This is a genomic window from Psychrobacter cibarius (genome assembly GCA_030686115.1).
GTDB lineage: Bacteria > Pseudomonadota > Gammaproteobacteria > Pseudomonadales > Moraxellaceae > Psychrobacter > Psychrobacter cibarius_C.
In genome coordinates, this window is sequence record CP131612.1 from 689484 (window position 1) to 705747 (window position 16264).

The window sequence follows — 16264 nt, forward strand, 5'->3', positions numbered from 1 at the left end:
CCTCTACACCTTTAAATCAAAGTAGGTGCAAGGCAGTACCAGCCTAAAGGTTTGTGAACGACTGGCTTTAGTTACTCATCGTGCCTTGCAAGATCTTCATTATTTTTTACTATATCACCCATCATACAATCACCAGCCAAATTTAGCACAAAAAAAGCCAACCATTGAAAACAATGATTGGCTTTTCTCTTTAACTACTATGTTTGGTCGGAACGGCAGGAAGTAAAGTAAAGGCTGTATGCCTTGAAATATATAGGTTGTATATTTTTATATTTTAACGATACCAACAATAATACCAACAATCGTTTTTAATATCTCTTATTTCTTCTATCTTGATTGGCACAGCATATAACCATTGCATACCACCATCACAACGAAAACAGCCATTCTCAAACGCTACGATATAAGCTGTAAAGTCGTTACCTTCATGATCCATCATTGCTTGCTCGTCGCTGTCATCGCAAACTGCACACCATATTCTTTTATAGCCATGTTTTAACATTGCGCGAGTTAACTCACTACCTCTCAACTCTTTATCCATAACGCCTCCTAACGGTAAGTCATAAGGTTATGTGTTTAAATTTAGCAAAAAAAATATTAGGCGTAATACTAATTTCAGATAAGCGGTAAAGTAAATTTCAATTAAAGCATTCTGGACGATAGAAATATTTATGACATTTAATCCGCGTACAACATGATAGGGCGGTGTGCACTTGCAATTCGTTTGCATGGGGTTGTTTTGCTAATGTCTGCACACGCTCAATAATGGCACTTAAATGCGTGCGTATTTCGTGCGTTTTCTTTGCCTCTGCTAATTCACGCCATTGGCGGTTATCTGCTCAATAGGTTTTTACACATTATAAAAAAGGCGTTCACTTGTCGCAAAATTAGCTTTAACCTGCTTTAACCTCTTTCTGAAACGGTTTTTTTCTTGTGCGTGTGAATAGGGGCGCTCTTATGTGTTTTGCCTGTTTAATCTCGATTGATAGCCCCCCTCGATACCTGTGCGAAAACTACCCCTTTTATGGACTCAAGAAAGTCCCCTCACGATGTCCAAAAACCTACCCAAGTCCTTTTTAAAACAGTCCGAAAAACTATCCCTTTTTATGGACTCCAAAAACTAGGCAACGGCAAGGTTCAAGCCAACATTGCGCGGTGTGTGATTTGGTTTTCAATGACAGGTTTTGACAGGTTCTACTATGTCAGGGTTCAGGTTTTCTCAGGTTCTCAATGTTAAGTTTTATTAAGTCGGCATAGGCTGCCAACGTTAACAAATGTTAACAGGCAAAGCGGTGCTGTTCACTTTTCGATGTTAGGTTTTGTTAGGTTCTTAATTCCGCATTTGGGGTGCGGAACGTTGGGTTTTATTGGGTTCTAACGTGTCCGAAAACCAACCGTAATCTTGCCGTTATTCTTATCCTTTGATATGCGAGATAACCAAAATAGGATTTATCTATAATCCGTTACAGCCCTCCTATAATTCAACCCTAAAACTGCCTTGTAATCCATGCCTAGCAATCGTTTGCGCCTCATTCGCTTTTTGGCAATCCGTATCTAAATAGTTAATTTAAACCACGGTTAATACGCTCAATTTTGAGCCTATCTATCTTTTAATACGGCTATTGCGGTGCATATCAGCTATAAGCCTTGCATGGGCTGCCATTGGGTCATTTCGTATCATGTGGTATAACAAAATCACGTTTAATACGCGCAAAACTGCTCATATCAATTTAGGTTTACAGCCCCATGCTGATTTGCCGTTAAAACTGCCTTATAGCCCATGACTAGCCAGCGGTTGCTCTCCATTGGAGTTTTGGCAATCCGTAAACACTGGTAAACCTAAATCATGCTTAATGCGTCCAAAAATGGACTTATCTATTTTGTTTGACGGCTCTATGCTGTTTTAGTGAGGCTGCCACGCTGTAGGCTAATGATGGTCATGCTTTGCGGTAGCACTTGCCCCATTGGGGGTTATGCAATCGGTAAAACGTGGTAAAAAGAATTATGCTTTTAAACCTTAACATAACTTAACATGCTGCCAGTCATCAAACTGGTTTGAATGTCAACAAATGACAACATGCTGCCCGTGAGTATTGAGCGCTTAACCTTAGGTTTCCCCTAGGTTTTTGCAGCCCATAAAAAAGGGCGTACCAAACGGTACACCTTTTGATTAACTCATAATTTAATACCTAATAAGCAGTTAAGCCTCTAAAAAAGGTTCGGCTTTAGGGGTTAGGGTAACTTGTAAGCCCATGCCGTCAATAATCTTTAACATGGTGTCAAAACGTGGCTTCTCTGATCGCAATGTCTTGTAAAGGCTTTCGCGTCTTATGCCTGTCTTTGCTGCCAGCTCGTTCATGCCCTTTGCTTTTGCTACGTCATTTAATGCTTCGATAAATTCGCTAGGTGCGCCATCGGTCAATATTTCGTTCAAGTAAGCATTGATAAGGGTTTCATCTGTCAGGTATTCCGCTACGTCAAAACGGCTAGTTTTAATATTAGTCATTGGGGTGTTCCTTTTCTTGATCCTTAACTTGCTGCCATAAGGTGCAAGCCTTAGAAATGTCGTTTGTTTGGCTGTCTTTACTGCCACCTATCAACAATAGATAGAGGGTATTGCCTTGCTGGGCATAATAGACACGGTAACCATTGCCTTTAAATATTCGCATCTCATAGATACCGTTTGTATTGGCTAATGGTTTATGGTCACCAAAGTTACCGCCTTGCGCTCGCTTGATACGTGCCAATATGCCAACTTTGCCTAACGGGTCTTTAAGCTTATGCAACCAACGTTCAAACTGTTCTGTTTGGTCAATATTAATCATAGGGGTAGATTATTAGTAAACTTATAATTTATTGTAAACTTTTGGATAATATATAACAAGCTATGACTGTGCTTGCTGTGTTGTTTATTGTTGATCCACAAAAAAAGGCAGACGGTAAACGCCTACCTTTGATTATTTTTGTCTGCATCTACTTTTTTGCTTGGGACACTTGGGACAACGGGACAACGCCCGTACTTACTGGCTTTCAGCTGTCCCAGCCCTTTTTTAGCCTTTGGGACACTTGGGACAGATTAACAAATTGAGCTATTTTGTCCCAGCTGTCCCAGTGGTGTTTTAACGCTTGGGACAGGTTCTAGCCCTTGCTGTGTATGGGTTGTCCCAGTTGTCCCAGCTGTCCCAGTGCTTTTAGTAGTTTCATAACTTAATATGTCGCTTTTGACTGCATAAACGCGCGAACGGTTCTTTTTAAACGGTAAAGCAACTTTACACGTTTTGCGGTCGCTTTCTGTCACGTTTAATAGTCCAGCCTCATCTAATACTTGTAAGACTTTGCTTTTGTTAAAGGGCGAACAGACTTCATCAAACGTACTGGTAGAGAAATAATATTCCCCTGTGTCGTAGTTATGATAGCCAGCACGGTTGGTTATCTTGGGTTCAAAATCTTGGTATGTGTGAATGTGGCAAGGCTGAAAGCGACTTGATCCGTGCTGTTCAATAAACGCCTTGATATGCTCTATGGTTTGGCGCTGCTCATGCTCACCATCACGCCCATAGTTATCAAGCCAATTATCTAAGCATGTCATAACGGCTGTGGTTGCTTGTCCTGCTTGCCAGCCTGTAATACCTGCCAGTGTTGCCATCTCACCAGCAGCAGCCACAATAGCGAACCTTTTAGCCACTCTATGCGCTTGTGGTGCAAGGTCGCTGTATTGACTCATAAAGTCACTTACAAGCTGCCTAGCGGTGGCTGTGGTCGCTGCTTTGTCATTGGTGATATGTTCTAGCCATACGATACCAGCTGCACCATAGTAAGTGTGTGATAACTCCTTGATCTTATCGGCTTGTGCTGCGCCTGTGTCTGCCAGTACCAAACTATCAAACGTCTTTAAACCTTGACCAGCATCAGCATCAATATGCGCTACTCGAACCTCAATACCTGCATTGGTTTTTTGTCCTGCTTGCGCCATAAAGTTCTGTAGTGACTCTTCACCATTAGATAGGAAAATAATGCGCCATGTCTTAGCAGTGCGATTATGTCCTGTGGTAGTGCTACGTCCTTTGCCTTTGCCATTAGCCAGCATGTAAACGCTGTTACCTACTATCCGTGGATCACATTCGCTGATTTCATCAAGTGGTAGGAAACTGTCGTTATGCTCGCTTGCTGTGCCCTCTAAGGCGTTATCAGTGCTGCGCCATGTCTTAGTATAGCTGTCAGGCTTGCCCCATACGCTAGACGCTGTTTTAAGTGATAATGACTTACCCATGCTTGATGATCCTAAAAGGTGAAAGCCGCCCCCATCATCATCTAACAGTTCAAGTAATTGACCAGCAAACGCGCAAGCAATAGAGAAAACAAAACGGCTCTGTTCTGCTAGCTTTTTACATAGTTCATCACGCCATTGGTCTAGTGTACCTTGCTGGGCTATGGTGCTGTTGATTGCATGGGCAGACTGATAGACGATTAACTGCCTACCATCGCTGCCTATTGCGCCATCAGGTAATATATATTGCTCATCATGCCAGCCCAACCTATCTACGCATAACGCCCGTTTGTGAATAGGGTAGTTTTGAATATAGGTGTCTAAGTAGCTGCGCTGTTTGCTATTGGTGGTAATGTTCAATCCTTGACTAGCAAGCTCCTTGCGGTATTCCCTTGCATCACCTTGTAGCAGTGATAACGGCATTGACCATGTATGTGGCACGTTATCATCATCACGCCATTGCAATAACCGCCCCCATGTTCCGCTGCTTGTGTCCCTAGTCTTAGCGATAACCTCAATCGGTGAACAAACAAACGCCTTAAACTTAAAGGTTATGTTTGCTGGGTCGTCATCGTTATATTTCACAAAAAATAGCCCGTCATGGTATAGCTCAAAACGCCCATCACTGTAGGTCATAGGTTCATTCAGCTGTGGATCATCGCGCCATTCAGGATAGTAAGCGGTATCTTTTAAATTGATTAGCTGGGTGTCATCAGCTGCCAGTATTGCCTCATAGCTATGGTTAGCATGTAGCATCGTGACAATATCAGCCATAGTAACCAATGCCCTAGCATTCACACCTGCCAATAGATTTATCATGCCTTTGTTATCTATGGTCATTGGTACGGTTAGCAGTGATCCGCTGCTCCAGTGCTGCACCATCTTTTTAAAGCATTGCTTTGTCTTTTGAGGGCTAATAATAAAGGTTGTTTTGTCGTCTGCCATACACTGATACGCATCAATGCCATATTCTGCATCATCAAAAGCAATTATCTCATTAGCTTTGTTTAAGTCACCAATGACGATAGCGCCATAACCTGTAGGATCAATAACAATGGGCTTGGCTTTGCTGTTTGGTGTGTAGAATATCGCGCCTACAATATCGCCTTGTTTATCGGTGATTGCTATAGCTATCGTGCCAGCTGTCGGTACTAATGCCGCGTCATCTGTAGTAAGATTGTCGGTGACGTTGAGCAAGCTATTAGGCGGTAGTAGGTCAAATAGTTTAAGTAATAGCTTATCGTTTGCCAGTCCTTGCCGTGTGACTGCATCAAAACTATTCATTACCACTGTAAAGCCTGTGCTAAATGCACGGGCTTTTTCATGAGTGGCTGTTTGTGGTGTGGTGGTCATCTATTCCCCCTTACTTGCGACTGGTTCGGCTTGCGCTGCTCTCTATACTTCTTGTAGTAGCTTTTGCGCTTGGCGTGCTTACGGCTTTGCTTTGGTGGGTAGGTTTTCATTATTTGCCCACCTTGCTATAGCCAGTCATTGCTAGGGTGTCGTTAATGCCCTCTAATTTTTCATATAGTAGGCTTGCCCATGTGTCGGTAGCATCATGTGCTAGGCGTGCCAGTGCTGGGGCTGTGTGCGCTTCTATCTTGTCATAGTGAATGAGTGCCAGTAATTGACCAACATCATACAAGGCAGTAGCAGCCCCGTTAATGTCACAAGCAATATCTGATAAATCATGTGACGACATTAAAATCACTTCGTCATCATCGGCGGCAGTAGTGTCTATAACTGTACGCTGGCTTGATTGGTTGCCACTGTATAGCGTGGCTATTGCTTGGCGGTTTGCTGGCGTGTCATGGAATAGTGAGGGCAATACATAGCAGTCATCATGATATGCCCTGCCATCAGCGCGATATAAGCACTCAACATTGCCAATATTGATAGTTAGGCAGTCGTTTGACTTTTTGACTAGGGTATAAGTGCCATTGCCTACAGACGGGCATAGCACGCTATCACCTGCCTTGAATATGGCTGGTGTGCTGTTAGTAGTGGTTTGAGTGTTTGAGGTCGTACGGATTGATTTAGGCATGATAGCCTCCTAACGTTTTTTGAGTTAATGCCACGCTATACGGTAAAAGTATAGGGTGACGGGTCTTACTCTCGGTAACGTTAGTAACCGCCCTGCATATTCGCCTTACGGCTATTTTATTTTGCAGCGTCAACCCGTCATAGTCGGTCAGCAAGTGACTTGCTGTAGATATGAGGGAATGCCCCCTTGTTACGCTTAAGTGCGTGTTTGGGGCTATGCTTGATGGTATAGAGACAGCTTGAGAGGCTGCGCTATTATCAGGCACAAAAAAAGCCAATAATGTACGACTTGGCAAGTCGCTAACGTTTTTCGAGAGGTCTATATAGTAACCATTGTTGGTATTGGTTGCAATCGGTTTTGGTTGTACTGGCTGGCACGCGATTAGTGACAGTAACAAGCCAATACCTGCCACCCATGCCATAAAAATAGTAAACCTAAGTAGTAAGCTACGTTTGTGGGGCTGGTTGTCGCTGTGCTGCCCGTGGTCGGCTTTTAGGTCATTTCTGTTATCGTTGGTCATTTCTTACGTCCTCCACGTTAAAGGCGATTTCTGCTATGCGTTTGGATAGCTCTTTTAGTGACTCCACTTGTCGGCTGCCTGTTGGTATTACACAGCGTAAAGCTAGCATCTGATTTTCTACTTCTACTATCTCCATCAGGCTGTTAATGGCAGTCACATTGGCGTGTAAAGTAATGATTAACTGGTCGATAAAGTCATCAGGTATCATCAGCACGCCCTTGTCTTTTAGCCTGTCCATGACTTCATTTATAAAAGTGTCATCACTCATAGTCATTCACCTTGATTTCAGGCGCTAATATAAGCTGCTCCATGATGTCCTCGCTTATTTCCTCAGCGTGTTGGCTTATTCTAAATAAAGCGGACTGTACGGCTGTTAAAACGCCTTTGCTGGTGGGGTCGTCTGCTAATGCCTTGTTTAGTGCATTGAGTGCATAACCTAAGCTCTCACATTCGCTTGAATAGCTTTGAATGTAGTCATCTACTACGCTAAGCGTATGGCTATCGACTGCCACTAGGCACGGTTCTAATATGTCGTTTGATTGGCTCATGATTGCACCTCGTTAGCGTTATTATCTGTTGGCTGGTCTATCCAGTAGCGTTTGAAGCGTTTGCCGTTGTTCTTTACCCATTCATCTTGAATGGTTACGCCTTGATCTCTTAGCTCACTGACACGCTGTAAAAAGCACGTTATGTTGTAGAGGTCGTACGCTTCATAAGTGGATAGAGTCTTACCTGCTAACAGGTGATTAAGAATGATTTGCTTGTACTTCTGCTTTGTTTGCCGTGTGTTCATGGGTTACACCTCGCTAGTGGTTGAGGTGTGAGAGTTAAGCCATTCGTGAACGTCTGCATAGCTCCACGCTGTCATGGTAGGGCTTAGCTTTCTGCCAGCTGGGAAACGCCCATCTTTTGACCATTCAAACAAAGTGGTTTTGCTAAAAGGTAAGAACGGCAAAATGTCCTTTGCTCTGCCCATGCCAGTAGTAGGCAGTTGCATAGCTGGGCTGTTTGCGGTGGTTGGTTCGGTGTCGTGAGGGGTGTTATCAGTAAAAGGAATTACTGGGGTGTTTTGGGTTGGGTGTGTCATTGTGTGTAGCTCCACTAAATGACGCTACGGTATGTAACGTCCAGTGGTTCTACTTTAGGGGGTAGGGTTATTTGCAGCACCCTAGCTGGGGTGAAGTCACGCCCTAAATGGGGTATGAGTTTATTTTGGGGTGGTGTCTCATCATGGTTATATTATTTCTTTTTTGCATCACTCAAAATAGAATTAGCATCACTAAAGCGAGTTTCTAAAGTGCTTTTACCTTGTCCGTATATTCCTTTATCTGTAATTTCACTAATAATGACTGCTTGGCTTGAAAATGGTTGTTTATGGTCAATTCCTTTAGGCGTGACCATCAATTCTAATAATAAGCCTATGGTAGTCTGATAGCTTTTTTCGGTACGTTCACTCAATTGTTGATAGTCATCAGCTGGCTTGTCTGCCAGTGCTGCATTAGCTTGTGCTAATTGGTTCTCAAGGTCTGATATTTTGGCGTTTGCTGCTGTTAATCTTTTAATAATTTGCTCATTATTCGGGGGTTCAGTTTGCGTTACTGTGGGCGCTGGTATCTTGTCGGTATCGTTTGGCAGATTGTCATTAAAACCCCTAATAATGAAGTTGTAACGAGCAAGCCATAATTTTACTTGTTCAGCTGGTATCTGTTCTTTATCGTTAATAGGATTTAATGCTTTTGCCTCTATTGCGTTGCTTACCATATCTTTGTAAGCGTTATATTTATCATCATTATGGCTATATGCTGGGTTATCGTTAGATAATAAGCAAGTGACTTGGTGGGGAGTGAATAGAACATAACTAACAAGCAGTCTTTGGCTGCCAGTCGGCTCTATTAGGTCATTTCTTGCATTCATGTCCGCTGTAACACTATCTCTTATTGTTTTAGCAGCATTCATATAAAATTCAAACTCATTTTGTGCGTTATCGTATGATTTTTTGACGTTAAATAAATTGATTAACTCATTTCTTGAAAAACGCACCTCATCAAAATCAATATTTGAATATTTAAGGTCATCGAGCTTATCAACTTCTCCAATAGGGGGATTTTTAAACAAAAAAACTTCATCAAAAACACTATATGCCTTACTTTGCTGTTTAATAATTTTCTGAATAGTAAAAGGCGAATGTATTTCTATCCATTCGGGCACGTCAGCATCACCAAATGTTGAGTAACTCTCATAATTCCTAGTTTGGTGCATAAAAAAATCATCATGTGTGAAATAGGCTTTCATTTTGTCATAACGAATTGTTTTATAATTAATATCAGGATAGCTAACGTAACCACTGAACAAAAATACTGGGGTAAGCTTTTCAATATTGCTTAATTCCTCAAGGGTTGAACCATCTATTTTTTCGCCCGTTAATTCAAAAACAAAGTCAATGGCTTGCCGTATAGATAGATATTCTTGCACTAACATAACTCACACCTTTACACACCCTTAATTCAAAGTAGGTGCAAGGCAGTGCCAGCCTAAAGGTGTGTGAACGGCTGGCTTTCGGGTAATTAGTCCTAGCCTTGCATAGTCGTTACAGCATGATGTTAGCCATGCTTTTGTGTCTGTTGTTTGAAGTCTGCACGGATCACGTTGTCCAGCTTGCCAGCGTAAGCGTTATCAATGAAGTTTGCCCACTCATTCATCATCTTGGTTCTGTATGGTAGGTGCTGCGCTCCATTGTATGCCTTGCTGATCTTGTTTTCTTTTTCATGTGCCAGCTGTAGCTCTATCGCTTCGTGCATGTATTCCTGTTCGTGTAGGGTAGTGCTGGCAAGTCCACGGAAACCGTGCCCTGTCATACGTCCTTTATAACCCATTCGCCATAGGGCAGTGATAAAAGCGTTTGTACTGTATGGCTTACGGGTTGAGGGGTTAAAGAAAACGTACTGATCTGAAAAACCTAGCGCCTTGATCTGCTCCAGTAGTGCCATTGTTTGCGGTGCAAGTGGTACTAGGTGTGGTCTATCCATTTTCATTTTATCGGCTGGTATGCGCCATACCTTAGCTTTGTAGTCTATCTCTGACCACTCCATGAACCTAAGTTCTTGAGTACGCACAAACGTATAGCATAAAAACCATAAGCCTAGCTTCACCAGTAGATCACCATCATAAGCATTAATGTCTTGAAGTAGTTTAGGTAGTTGCTGGCTGGTCACACGGCTGTGGTGCTTCACCTTATGCGGTTTTAGTGCTTCGGTTAGGTCGGTGGCTGGGTTGAGGTTGGTTAAGCCCTCACGTATAGCTTGTTTGAATATCTGCCCCGTTTGACGCATTGCACGCCTTGCCATATCACTAGCGCCCCTCGCTTCGATAGCTTTACCGATAGCCAAAACATCAGGCGCGGTTATGTCCTCTATATTCATGTGACCAATGACGGGTTTAATATCGCGCTGGTACTGTGAATAGTCACGGCTATAGGTAGTAGGGGCAATATGTGCTTTGCGGTCATCGTGCCAACGCTGGGCTATGGTATCGAACGCCCTTGATCCGTCATTGTCTGCTTGTGTCTTTTTCTTATCGTCTTTTGGGTTGATACCATCAGCTATTAATCTTTTGATCTCAATATTGCGCTGACGTGCGTTTTGAAGGCTCATTACTGGATAAGTGCCAATAGTGAGGGTTTGCTGCTTACCTTGCCAGCGATAGGCGCTGATCCATGACTTAACGCCCGTATAACGCACCCATAATTGCAGCCCGTTACCGTCACTGTGTTTATCAGGTCGCTTTGTATCAATCGAGATGGGGCTAGGTGATAGCTTGTTGATACTGGTATGGGTTAGGGGCATGGGGTCTATCCTTTGTTGGTATTGTCCATGTTGGTATTGCTCAATACCAACAATAATACCAACATTCTATATGGAACGCCATACACCTACAAAGTGGTGAAAATCCAAAAAACGCCCAAAATAAAGGGCAGACGGTCTATGACGGTCTGCCCTAAATCTATGTTTGGTCGGAACGGCAGGATTTGAACCTGCGACCACTACACCCCCAGTGTAGTGCGCTACCAGACTGCGCTACGCCCCGAATGACTGACTATTTTACGCAAAATTATGCATATTGCAAGGGCTATTTATAGTAGCCAAAATCTATCACATTATTTTGCCTATTACAGTCAGCTGAACCAACCAGTAGCTTGCCTTACTTAACCCAAAAGCTCTCTTAAGATTTGGTTCACTTGCTGCGGGTTGGCACTACCGCGGCTGGCTTTCATGACTTGACCGACCAGACCGTTAAAGGCTTTTTCTTTACCGCCACGATATTCTTCAACCATCGCTTCATTTTTTGCGATGACTTCTTCTACCATTGCTTTGATAGCGCCAGTATCGGTTTCTTGCTTTAGACCTTTTTCTTTGATGATTTTATCTGCTGCATCATCATCGTTGCCGCCTTCGCGCTCATATAGAGCACTAAAGACTTTTTTGGCCAATTTGCCAGATAGCGTGTCATCTTTGATACGTTTTAGCATGCCAGCCAATTGCTTGGCGCTGATAGGGGAATCGACGATGTCTGTGTCATCTTTATTCAGTGCGCCGAGCAAGTCACCCATGACCCAGTTGCCCGCCATTTTGGCATCTGATTGACCCACTTCAGCAACGACTGCTTCGAAGTAATCAGCAATTTGACGACTACCAGTCAAGATGCGAGCATCATATTCTGACAGACCAAGTGCTTCCTCAAAACGAGCACGACGGGCTACAGGTAGCTCAGGCATAGCGGCTTTAATCGCGTCAACCGTATGTTGCTCAATGCGTACAGGTAGCAAGTCTGGATCAGGGAAGTAGCGATAATCGTTGGCGTCTTCTTTGGTACGCATGGTACGAGTTTCATCACGCTCTGGATCATACAGCATCGTCGCTTGAACGACTTTACCACCATCCTCTAGGATGTCAATTTGACGCTCGATTTCACGATTGATGGCACGTTCAATGAAGCGGAACGAGTTTAAGTTTTTGAGCTCAGTACGCGTACCAAGCTCATCACCTGGTCTGCGCACAGAGACGTTGCAATCGCAGCGGAACGACCCTTCTGCCATGATAGCGTCTGAGATACCTAACCAAGTGACCAGCTGATGAATCGCTTTGATGTAGGCAAGCGCTTCGTGAGCCGAGCGCATATCAGGCTCAGAGACGATTTCAATCAGTGGCGTACCAGCACGGTTGAGATCGACACCAGTCATACCATCGACAGCGTCATGCACTGATTTACCCGCATCTTCTTCCAAATGCGCGCGGGTGATACCCATGCGTTTAGGGTATTCATTCTTATCCCCTTCATTGACCACGACATCGATGTAGCCTTCGCCCACGATAGGGTTGGCCATCTGAGTGATTTGATAGCCTTTCGGCAAGTCAGGGTAAAAGTAGTTTTTACGGTCAAAGGTGTTGAATAGACCCAGTTCCGCATTGACACCGATGCCAAACTTTAACGCGCGATCGACCACGCCAGCATTTAGCACTGGCAATACGCCAGGTAAACCCAAGTCGACGATACTGGCTTGGCTGTTTGGCTCATGACCGAAGTCAGTCGGCGCACTTGAAAATATCTTACTTTCCGTATTTAGCTGGCAGTGAATCTCAATGCCGATGACCACTTCATAACCATCGACGAAAAGCTCTTTACGCACGGCATGCTCGCGGACGGCATTGTTATCAGTAGTAGTTGTACTCATTATACCGTCTCCTTTGCGATGGTAGAGTGTTGTAGATGATGGTCGGTATGCTGCTGGAATAGATGAGCAGTCGTGAGCAGTTGACTCTCTTGCCAATGTTGACCGATTAATTGTAAGCCAACAGGCAAACCTTCTGAGGTTAGACCAACTGGCTGACTAAGCGCAGGTAGACCCGCTAAGTTGACCGCGATGGTATAAACGTCACCCAAGTACATGGTCGCAGGATCAAGGTTGTCAGTAAGCTTATAAGCAGCGGTTGGTGCTGTTGGGCTAGCAATCACATCACAGCTAGCAAACGCTTCATCGAAGTCTTTGACGATTAAGCGGCGGATTTTTTGTGCTTTGGTATAGTAAGCATCAAAGTAGCCAGCCGATAGCGCATAAGTACCTGTCAAAATACGGCGCTGTACTTCAGGACCAAAGCCTTCAGAGCGTGAACGCGTGTATAGATCGAGCAGATCGGTTGGATTCTCACAGCGATAGCCAAAGCGTACGCCATCGAAGCGTGACAGGTTGGATGAGGCTTCGGCAGGGGCGAGCATGTAGTAAGTGGCAAGAGTAATCTCAGGGTCAGTGATATTCACCTCCACAATCGTCGCACCTAGCTCTTCATATTTTTTCAGAGCAGCACGTACGGTCGTTTCTATCTCAGCGTCTAATCCAGCACTAAAGTATTCTTTCGCAACACCGATACGCAAGCCAGCAAATGGTTTATCACCAGCCGCGGCTTCAGCATCATTGATGTCTTGTACGTAGTCAGGCATATCGTATTTGATAGAAGTCGCATCGCGTGGATCGTGACCAATCATTGGCTGTAGCAGATAGGCACAATCTTTAGCGCTGCGACCCATGCTACCAGCTTGGTCAAGGCTTGAGGCATAGGCAATCATACCAAAGCGAGAGACGCGACCATAGGTTGGCTTGATACCGGTTAAACCACAAAATGAGGCAGGCTGACGGATAGAGCCGCCAGTGTCACTGCCTGTTGCGACTGGGACAAAGCCAGCGGCAACGGCGGCAGCACTACCGCCTGATGAACCACCAGGGACGCGCTCTAGGTTCCAAGGGTTCTGCACAGTGCCGTAGTAAGAGCTACTGTTGTCCGAGCCCATCGCAAACTCATCCATATTGAGCTTGCCTAAACTAATCATGCCCGCTTTGTCGATATTAGAGACGATGGTAGCGTCATAAGGCGAGACAAAGTTATGCAGCATCTTAGAGCCACAAGTCGTCAGTACACCTTGAGTACAAAAGATGTCTTTGTGCGCCATCGGTACACCAAGTAATGGACGCTGATCGCCCTGTGCGCGCATTTCGTCTGCTGCCTTTGCTTGCGCGCGTGCTGTCTCAGAAGTATGAGTGATAAAGCTGTTAATCTTATTGTCTAGCGCATCTATACGCTTGATGTAGTGTTCTGTCAGCTCAAGGCTGCTAAATTGTTTGTCTTGCAAGCCCGTAATAAGCTGCTGGGTACTTAATAAATGAAGTTCTGACATAAGGTGTCGTCCGTCAAAATGTGAGTAGCATAAAGTAAAATAGGGTAGCGATTAAAGCAGCACGCTGCTTATTCAATCACTTGTGGAACCAAATATAAGCCATCTTCAACAGCTGGGGCGACTGACTGATTGCGCGCGCGGTTGATATCGTGTTTGGCCACATCAGCCCGCAATTCTTGGCAAGCTTCATGAATGTTTGCTAAGGGTTTGATGCCTGTGGTATCCACGTTAGATAGCGTATTCATAAGTTTTAATACTTTACTAATATCGTCGGCATAGCTATCGGCTGTGCTTTCATCGACACCCAAACGTGCAAGGTTGGCAACTTCTAGGATTTCTTCACGGCTGACGTTGCTGTCAGACGTTGCTGGTTGCTGTGACATAGTTTCTCCAGTGAACGACAGTTTTTGTTAGAGTAGAATGCGGCTAAAATAGACAAGCATTAGATATAGATAATTATTAACACAAACTAAAACAAAGGGTTTATCTTAAGATGTATATATAGTGGCTTTATTATAAAGCATCTGGCTTAAGTTTACAGAGCATGACGCTTGATTGATGCACAATATCAACCAAGATGGCGTGATTTGCAAAATTGACCGTATAATTCACGATTGATTCTCAATTGCTTACCCATTACGTTCTGAAATACGTTACAGTATGCACCTGTGCTGCTAAGCAAAATTATCATTTGCCTGTAGAGCCTTGTTAGTTATTGAATTAAATGATGTTTCATTAAGTCGAATGGTGTTTACTGCTATTTTAAACTTTGTAACAACTTTTAGCGTTTAAGACCAAAATCCTGACTTACTGATGCAAATATCTGTGTTTTTTTTGAGCCAAATCGGTATAATTTAGCTCAGTTTTTCCATTGCATCATTATTGCTTAGGTTTGACTTGTTGCGAGGTTCAAATTTCGCCATAAGTAATGTCTAACGACGACCTGCTCAACGCTGACGAGTAACGCCTCAGTCAATCTCATTCGCCTCATTCGCCTCATTTGTAATACGCTGGAAATATTAGTCATGAACCTGTTTGGATTTTTATCAAATAATATCGCTATCGACCTCGGTACTGCGAACACTCTCATTTTTATTCCTAATAAAGGCGTCGTACTTGACGAGCCTACGGTGGTTGCGTTACGAAGTAATCGTACCCAAAACCCTACCGTTGCGGCTGTTGGTATTGATGCCAAGCAGATGCTTGGTCGTACACCTGCTAACATTACAGCGATTCGCCCATTAAAAGACGGCGTGATTGCTGACTTTGAAGTGACGCAAAAAATGCTCAAGCATTTCATAACGAAGGTAAAAGCCAAGCGTTTTATGGCGCAGCCTAACGTGGTGGTTTGTGTGCCTTGTAAGTCTACTCTGGTTGAGCGTAAAGCGATTCGTGAAGCGGTATCTTCAGCAGGTGCGAGTAAAGTACTATTGTTAGAAGAGCCAATGGCAGCTGCCATCGGTGCTGGCTTGCCAGTTCATGAGGCCAGCGGTTCGATGGTGGTTGATATTGGTGGCGGCACGACGGAGATTGCCGTTATCGCTTTATCTGGTTGCGTTTATGCTGAGTCGATTCGTATCGGTGGCGATATGTTTGATGACGCGATTATCACCCACGTACGCCGTACCCATGGTTGCGTGATTGGTGAGACGACAGCTGAGCGTATTAAGCACGAAGTTGGCTCTGCTTTGAATGAAGACAGTCAGCTAGAAGTCGAAGTTCGCGGTCGTAGCATGGCAGAAGGCGTGCCAAAAACCTTTACTGTTAATTCAGAAGAAGTACAAAAAGCCCTGAGTGATCCGCTGAGCGGCATCGTTAGCGCGGTAAAAGCGGCACTTGAACAGACGCCACCTGAGCTGTCATCAGACATCGCAGAGCGTGGTATTGTCTTGACGGGCGGCGGTGCGCTATTACGTGATTTGGACAAATTAATTTCAAGAGAGACAGGTCTACCTGTGACCGTTGCCGAAGATCCGCTGACTTGTGTTAGCCGCGGCGGTGGTATTGCGCTTGACTTTATCAATAACAAAAGCTTGAACATGATTTTTGTTTAGATTGCTTTAGTGAAGCACTGCGGTATTGATAAATCATCTTCGTAGTGCTTGATGATAGCTTGCGTAAAAATAGTGGGTCAAAACAGTATAAAATTAAAGGTAGCCAGTTGCGCTGCCTTTAATTGCATTAATCAACTAGAACCCAGTACTGGCTA

16 protein-coding genes and 1 tRNA gene are annotated in these 16264 nt (G+C 44.1%); 1 reads left to right on the forward strand and 16 read right to left on the reverse strand.

Annotation, left to right across the window (positions count from 1 at the left end; all coding sequences use genetic code 11):
• Nucleotides 1-274: 274 nt before the first annotated feature.
• From Q6344_02875 to gatC, 16 genes are all read right to left on the reverse strand, one after another.
• Nucleotides 275-541, reverse strand: a complete 267-nt coding sequence (locus Q6344_02875) for a hypothetical protein (protein ID WLG14308.1) — start codon at nucleotides 539-541, stop codon at nucleotides 275-277.
• 1659 nt (nucleotides 542-2200) lie between these two features.
• Nucleotides 2201-2506, reverse strand: coding sequence for a putative addiction module antidote protein (locus Q6344_02880; GenBank protein WLG14309.1), 306 nt, complete (start codon nucleotides 2504-2506; stop codon nucleotides 2201-2203).
• Nucleotides 2499-2825 carry a type II toxin-antitoxin system RelE/ParE family toxin gene (locus Q6344_02885; protein WLG14310.1) on the reverse strand — a complete coding sequence of 109 codons (327 nt, stop codon included), beginning with the start codon at nucleotides 2823-2825 and terminating at the stop codon, nucleotides 2499-2501. The genes Q6344_02880 and Q6344_02885 overlap by 8 nt, the downstream gene beginning before the upstream one ends.
• Before the next feature lie 251 nt (nucleotides 2826-3076).
• On the reverse strand, nucleotides 3077-5620 hold the full coding sequence (locus Q6344_02890) for a DUF927 domain-containing protein (protein ID WLG14311.1): 2544 nt from the start codon (nucleotides 5618-5620) through the stop codon (nucleotides 3077-3079).
• 109 nt (nucleotides 5621-5729) lie between these two features.
• Nucleotides 5730-6311, reverse strand: coding sequence for a hypothetical protein (locus tag Q6344_02895; protein WLG14312.1), 582 nt, complete (start codon nucleotides 6309-6311; stop codon nucleotides 5730-5732).
• The gene (locus tag Q6344_02900; GenBank protein WLG14313.1) at nucleotides 6304-6831 is read right to left on the reverse strand and encodes a hypothetical protein; all 528 of its coding nucleotides are present in this window, start codon (nucleotides 6829-6831) and stop codon (nucleotides 6304-6306) included. Before Q6344_02900 ends, Q6344_02895 begins: the two co-directional genes overlap by 8 nt.
• Nucleotides 6818-7099 (reverse strand): hypothetical protein, encoded by a 282-nt coding sequence (locus tag Q6344_02905; GenBank protein ID WLG14314.1) that lies wholly within the window; start codon nucleotides 7097-7099, stop codon nucleotides 6818-6820. The genes Q6344_02900 and Q6344_02905 overlap by 14 nt, the downstream gene beginning before the upstream one ends.
• The gene (locus Q6344_02910) at nucleotides 7092-7379 is read right to left on the reverse strand and encodes a hypothetical protein (protein WLG14315.1); all 288 of its coding nucleotides are present in this window, start codon (nucleotides 7377-7379) and stop codon (nucleotides 7092-7094) included. Before Q6344_02910 ends, Q6344_02905 begins: the two co-directional genes overlap by 8 nt.
• Entirely contained in the window at nucleotides 7376-7624 is a 249-nt protein-coding gene (locus tag Q6344_02915; protein ID WLG14316.1) for a helix-turn-helix domain-containing protein, read from the reverse strand. The genes Q6344_02910 and Q6344_02915 overlap by 4 nt, the downstream gene beginning before the upstream one ends.
• Nucleotides 7625-7627: 3 nt before the next feature.
• Nucleotides 7628-7918, reverse strand: coding sequence for an AlpA family phage regulatory protein (locus tag Q6344_02920; protein ID WLG14317.1), 291 nt, complete (start codon nucleotides 7916-7918; stop codon nucleotides 7628-7630).
• 152 nt (nucleotides 7919-8070) lie between these two features.
• A complete protein-coding gene (locus tag Q6344_02925) occupies nucleotides 8071-9309 on the reverse strand; it encodes a hypothetical protein (GenBank protein WLG14318.1) in 1239 nt (412 codons plus the stop codon).
• Nucleotides 9310-9431: 122 nt separating this feature from the next.
• Entirely contained in the window at nucleotides 9432-10673 is a 1242-nt protein-coding gene (locus tag Q6344_02930) for an integrase arm-type DNA-binding domain-containing protein (protein WLG14319.1), read from the reverse strand.
• A 164-nt stretch (nucleotides 10674-10837) separates the two neighbouring features.
• Nucleotides 10838-10914, reverse strand: a tRNA-Pro gene (locus Q6344_02935).
• Between the two features lie 118 nt (nucleotides 10915-11032).
• Entirely contained in the window at nucleotides 11033-12562 is a 1530-nt protein-coding gene (gene gatB, locus Q6344_02940; GenBank protein ID WLG15126.1) for an Asp-tRNA(Asn)/Glu-tRNA(Gln) amidotransferase subunit GatB, read from the reverse strand.
• Nucleotides 12559-14055, reverse strand: a complete 1497-nt coding sequence (gatA, locus tag Q6344_02945; GenBank protein WLG14320.1) for an Asp-tRNA(Asn)/Glu-tRNA(Gln) amidotransferase subunit GatA — start codon at nucleotides 14053-14055, stop codon at nucleotides 12559-12561. Before gatA ends, gatB begins: the two co-directional genes overlap by 4 nt.
• Before the next feature lie 68 nt (nucleotides 14056-14123).
• On the reverse strand, nucleotides 14124-14438 hold the full coding sequence (gene gatC, locus Q6344_02950) for an Asp-tRNA(Asn)/Glu-tRNA(Gln) amidotransferase subunit GatC (GenBank protein ID WLG14321.1): 315 nt from the start codon (nucleotides 14436-14438) through the stop codon (nucleotides 14124-14126).
• A 633-nt stretch (nucleotides 14439-15071) separates the two neighbouring features.
• Between gatC and Q6344_02955 the strand changes: the two genes are divergently transcribed.
• Nucleotides 15072-16109, forward strand: coding sequence for a rod shape-determining protein (locus Q6344_02955; protein WLG15127.1), 1038 nt, complete (start codon nucleotides 15072-15074; stop codon nucleotides 16107-16109).
• Nucleotides 16110-16264: the final 155 nt, after the last annotated feature.

Bases quoted from the DNA above. Each gene is read 5' to 3' on its own strand.
- Q6344_02875 (WLG14308.1), bottom strand. From the start codon at position 541: ATGGATAAAGAGTTGAGAGGTAGTGAGTTAACTCGCGCAATGTTAAAA.
- Q6344_02880 (WLG14309.1), bottom strand. From the start codon at position 2,506: ATGACTAATATTAAAACTAGCCGTTTTGACGTAGCGGAATACCTGACA.
- Q6344_02885 (WLG14310.1), bottom strand. From the start codon at position 2,825: ATGATTAATATTGACCAAACAGAACAGTTTGAACGTTGGTTGCATAAG.
- Q6344_02890 (WLG14311.1), bottom strand. From the start codon at position 5,620: ATGACCACCACACCACAAACAGCCACTCATGAAAAAGCCCGTGCATTT.
- Q6344_02895 (WLG14312.1), bottom strand. From the start codon at position 6,311: ATGCCTAAATCAATCCGTACGACCTCAAACACTCAAACCACTACTAAC.
- Q6344_02900 (WLG14313.1), bottom strand. From the start codon at position 6,831: ATGACCAACGATAACAGAAATGACCTAAAAGCCGACCACGGGCAGCAC.
- Q6344_02905 (WLG14314.1), bottom strand. From the start codon at position 7,099: ATGAGTGATGACACTTTTATAAATGAAGTCATGGACAGGCTAAAAGAC.
- Q6344_02910 (WLG14315.1), bottom strand. From the start codon at position 7,379: ATGAGCCAATCAAACGACATATTAGAACCGTGCCTAGTGGCAGTCGAT.
- Q6344_02915 (WLG14316.1), bottom strand. From the start codon at position 7,624: ATGAACACACGGCAAACAAAGCAGAAGTACAAGCAAATCATTCTTAAT.
- Q6344_02920 (WLG14317.1), bottom strand. From the start codon at position 7,918: ATGACACACCCAACCCAAAACACCCCAGTAATTCCTTTTACTGATAAC.
- Q6344_02925 (WLG14318.1), bottom strand. From the start codon at position 9,309: ATGTTAGTGCAAGAATATCTATCTATACGGCAAGCCATTGACTTTGTT.
- Q6344_02930 (WLG14319.1), bottom strand. From the start codon at position 10,673: ATGCCCCTAACCCATACCAGTATCAACAAGCTATCACCTAGCCCCATC.
- gatA (WLG14320.1), bottom strand. From the start codon at position 14,055: ATGTCAGAACTTCATTTATTAAGTACCCAGCAGCTTATTACGGGCTTG.
- gatC (WLG14321.1), bottom strand. From the start codon at position 14,438: ATGTCACAGCAACCAGCAACGTCTGACAGCAACGTCAGCCGTGAAGAA.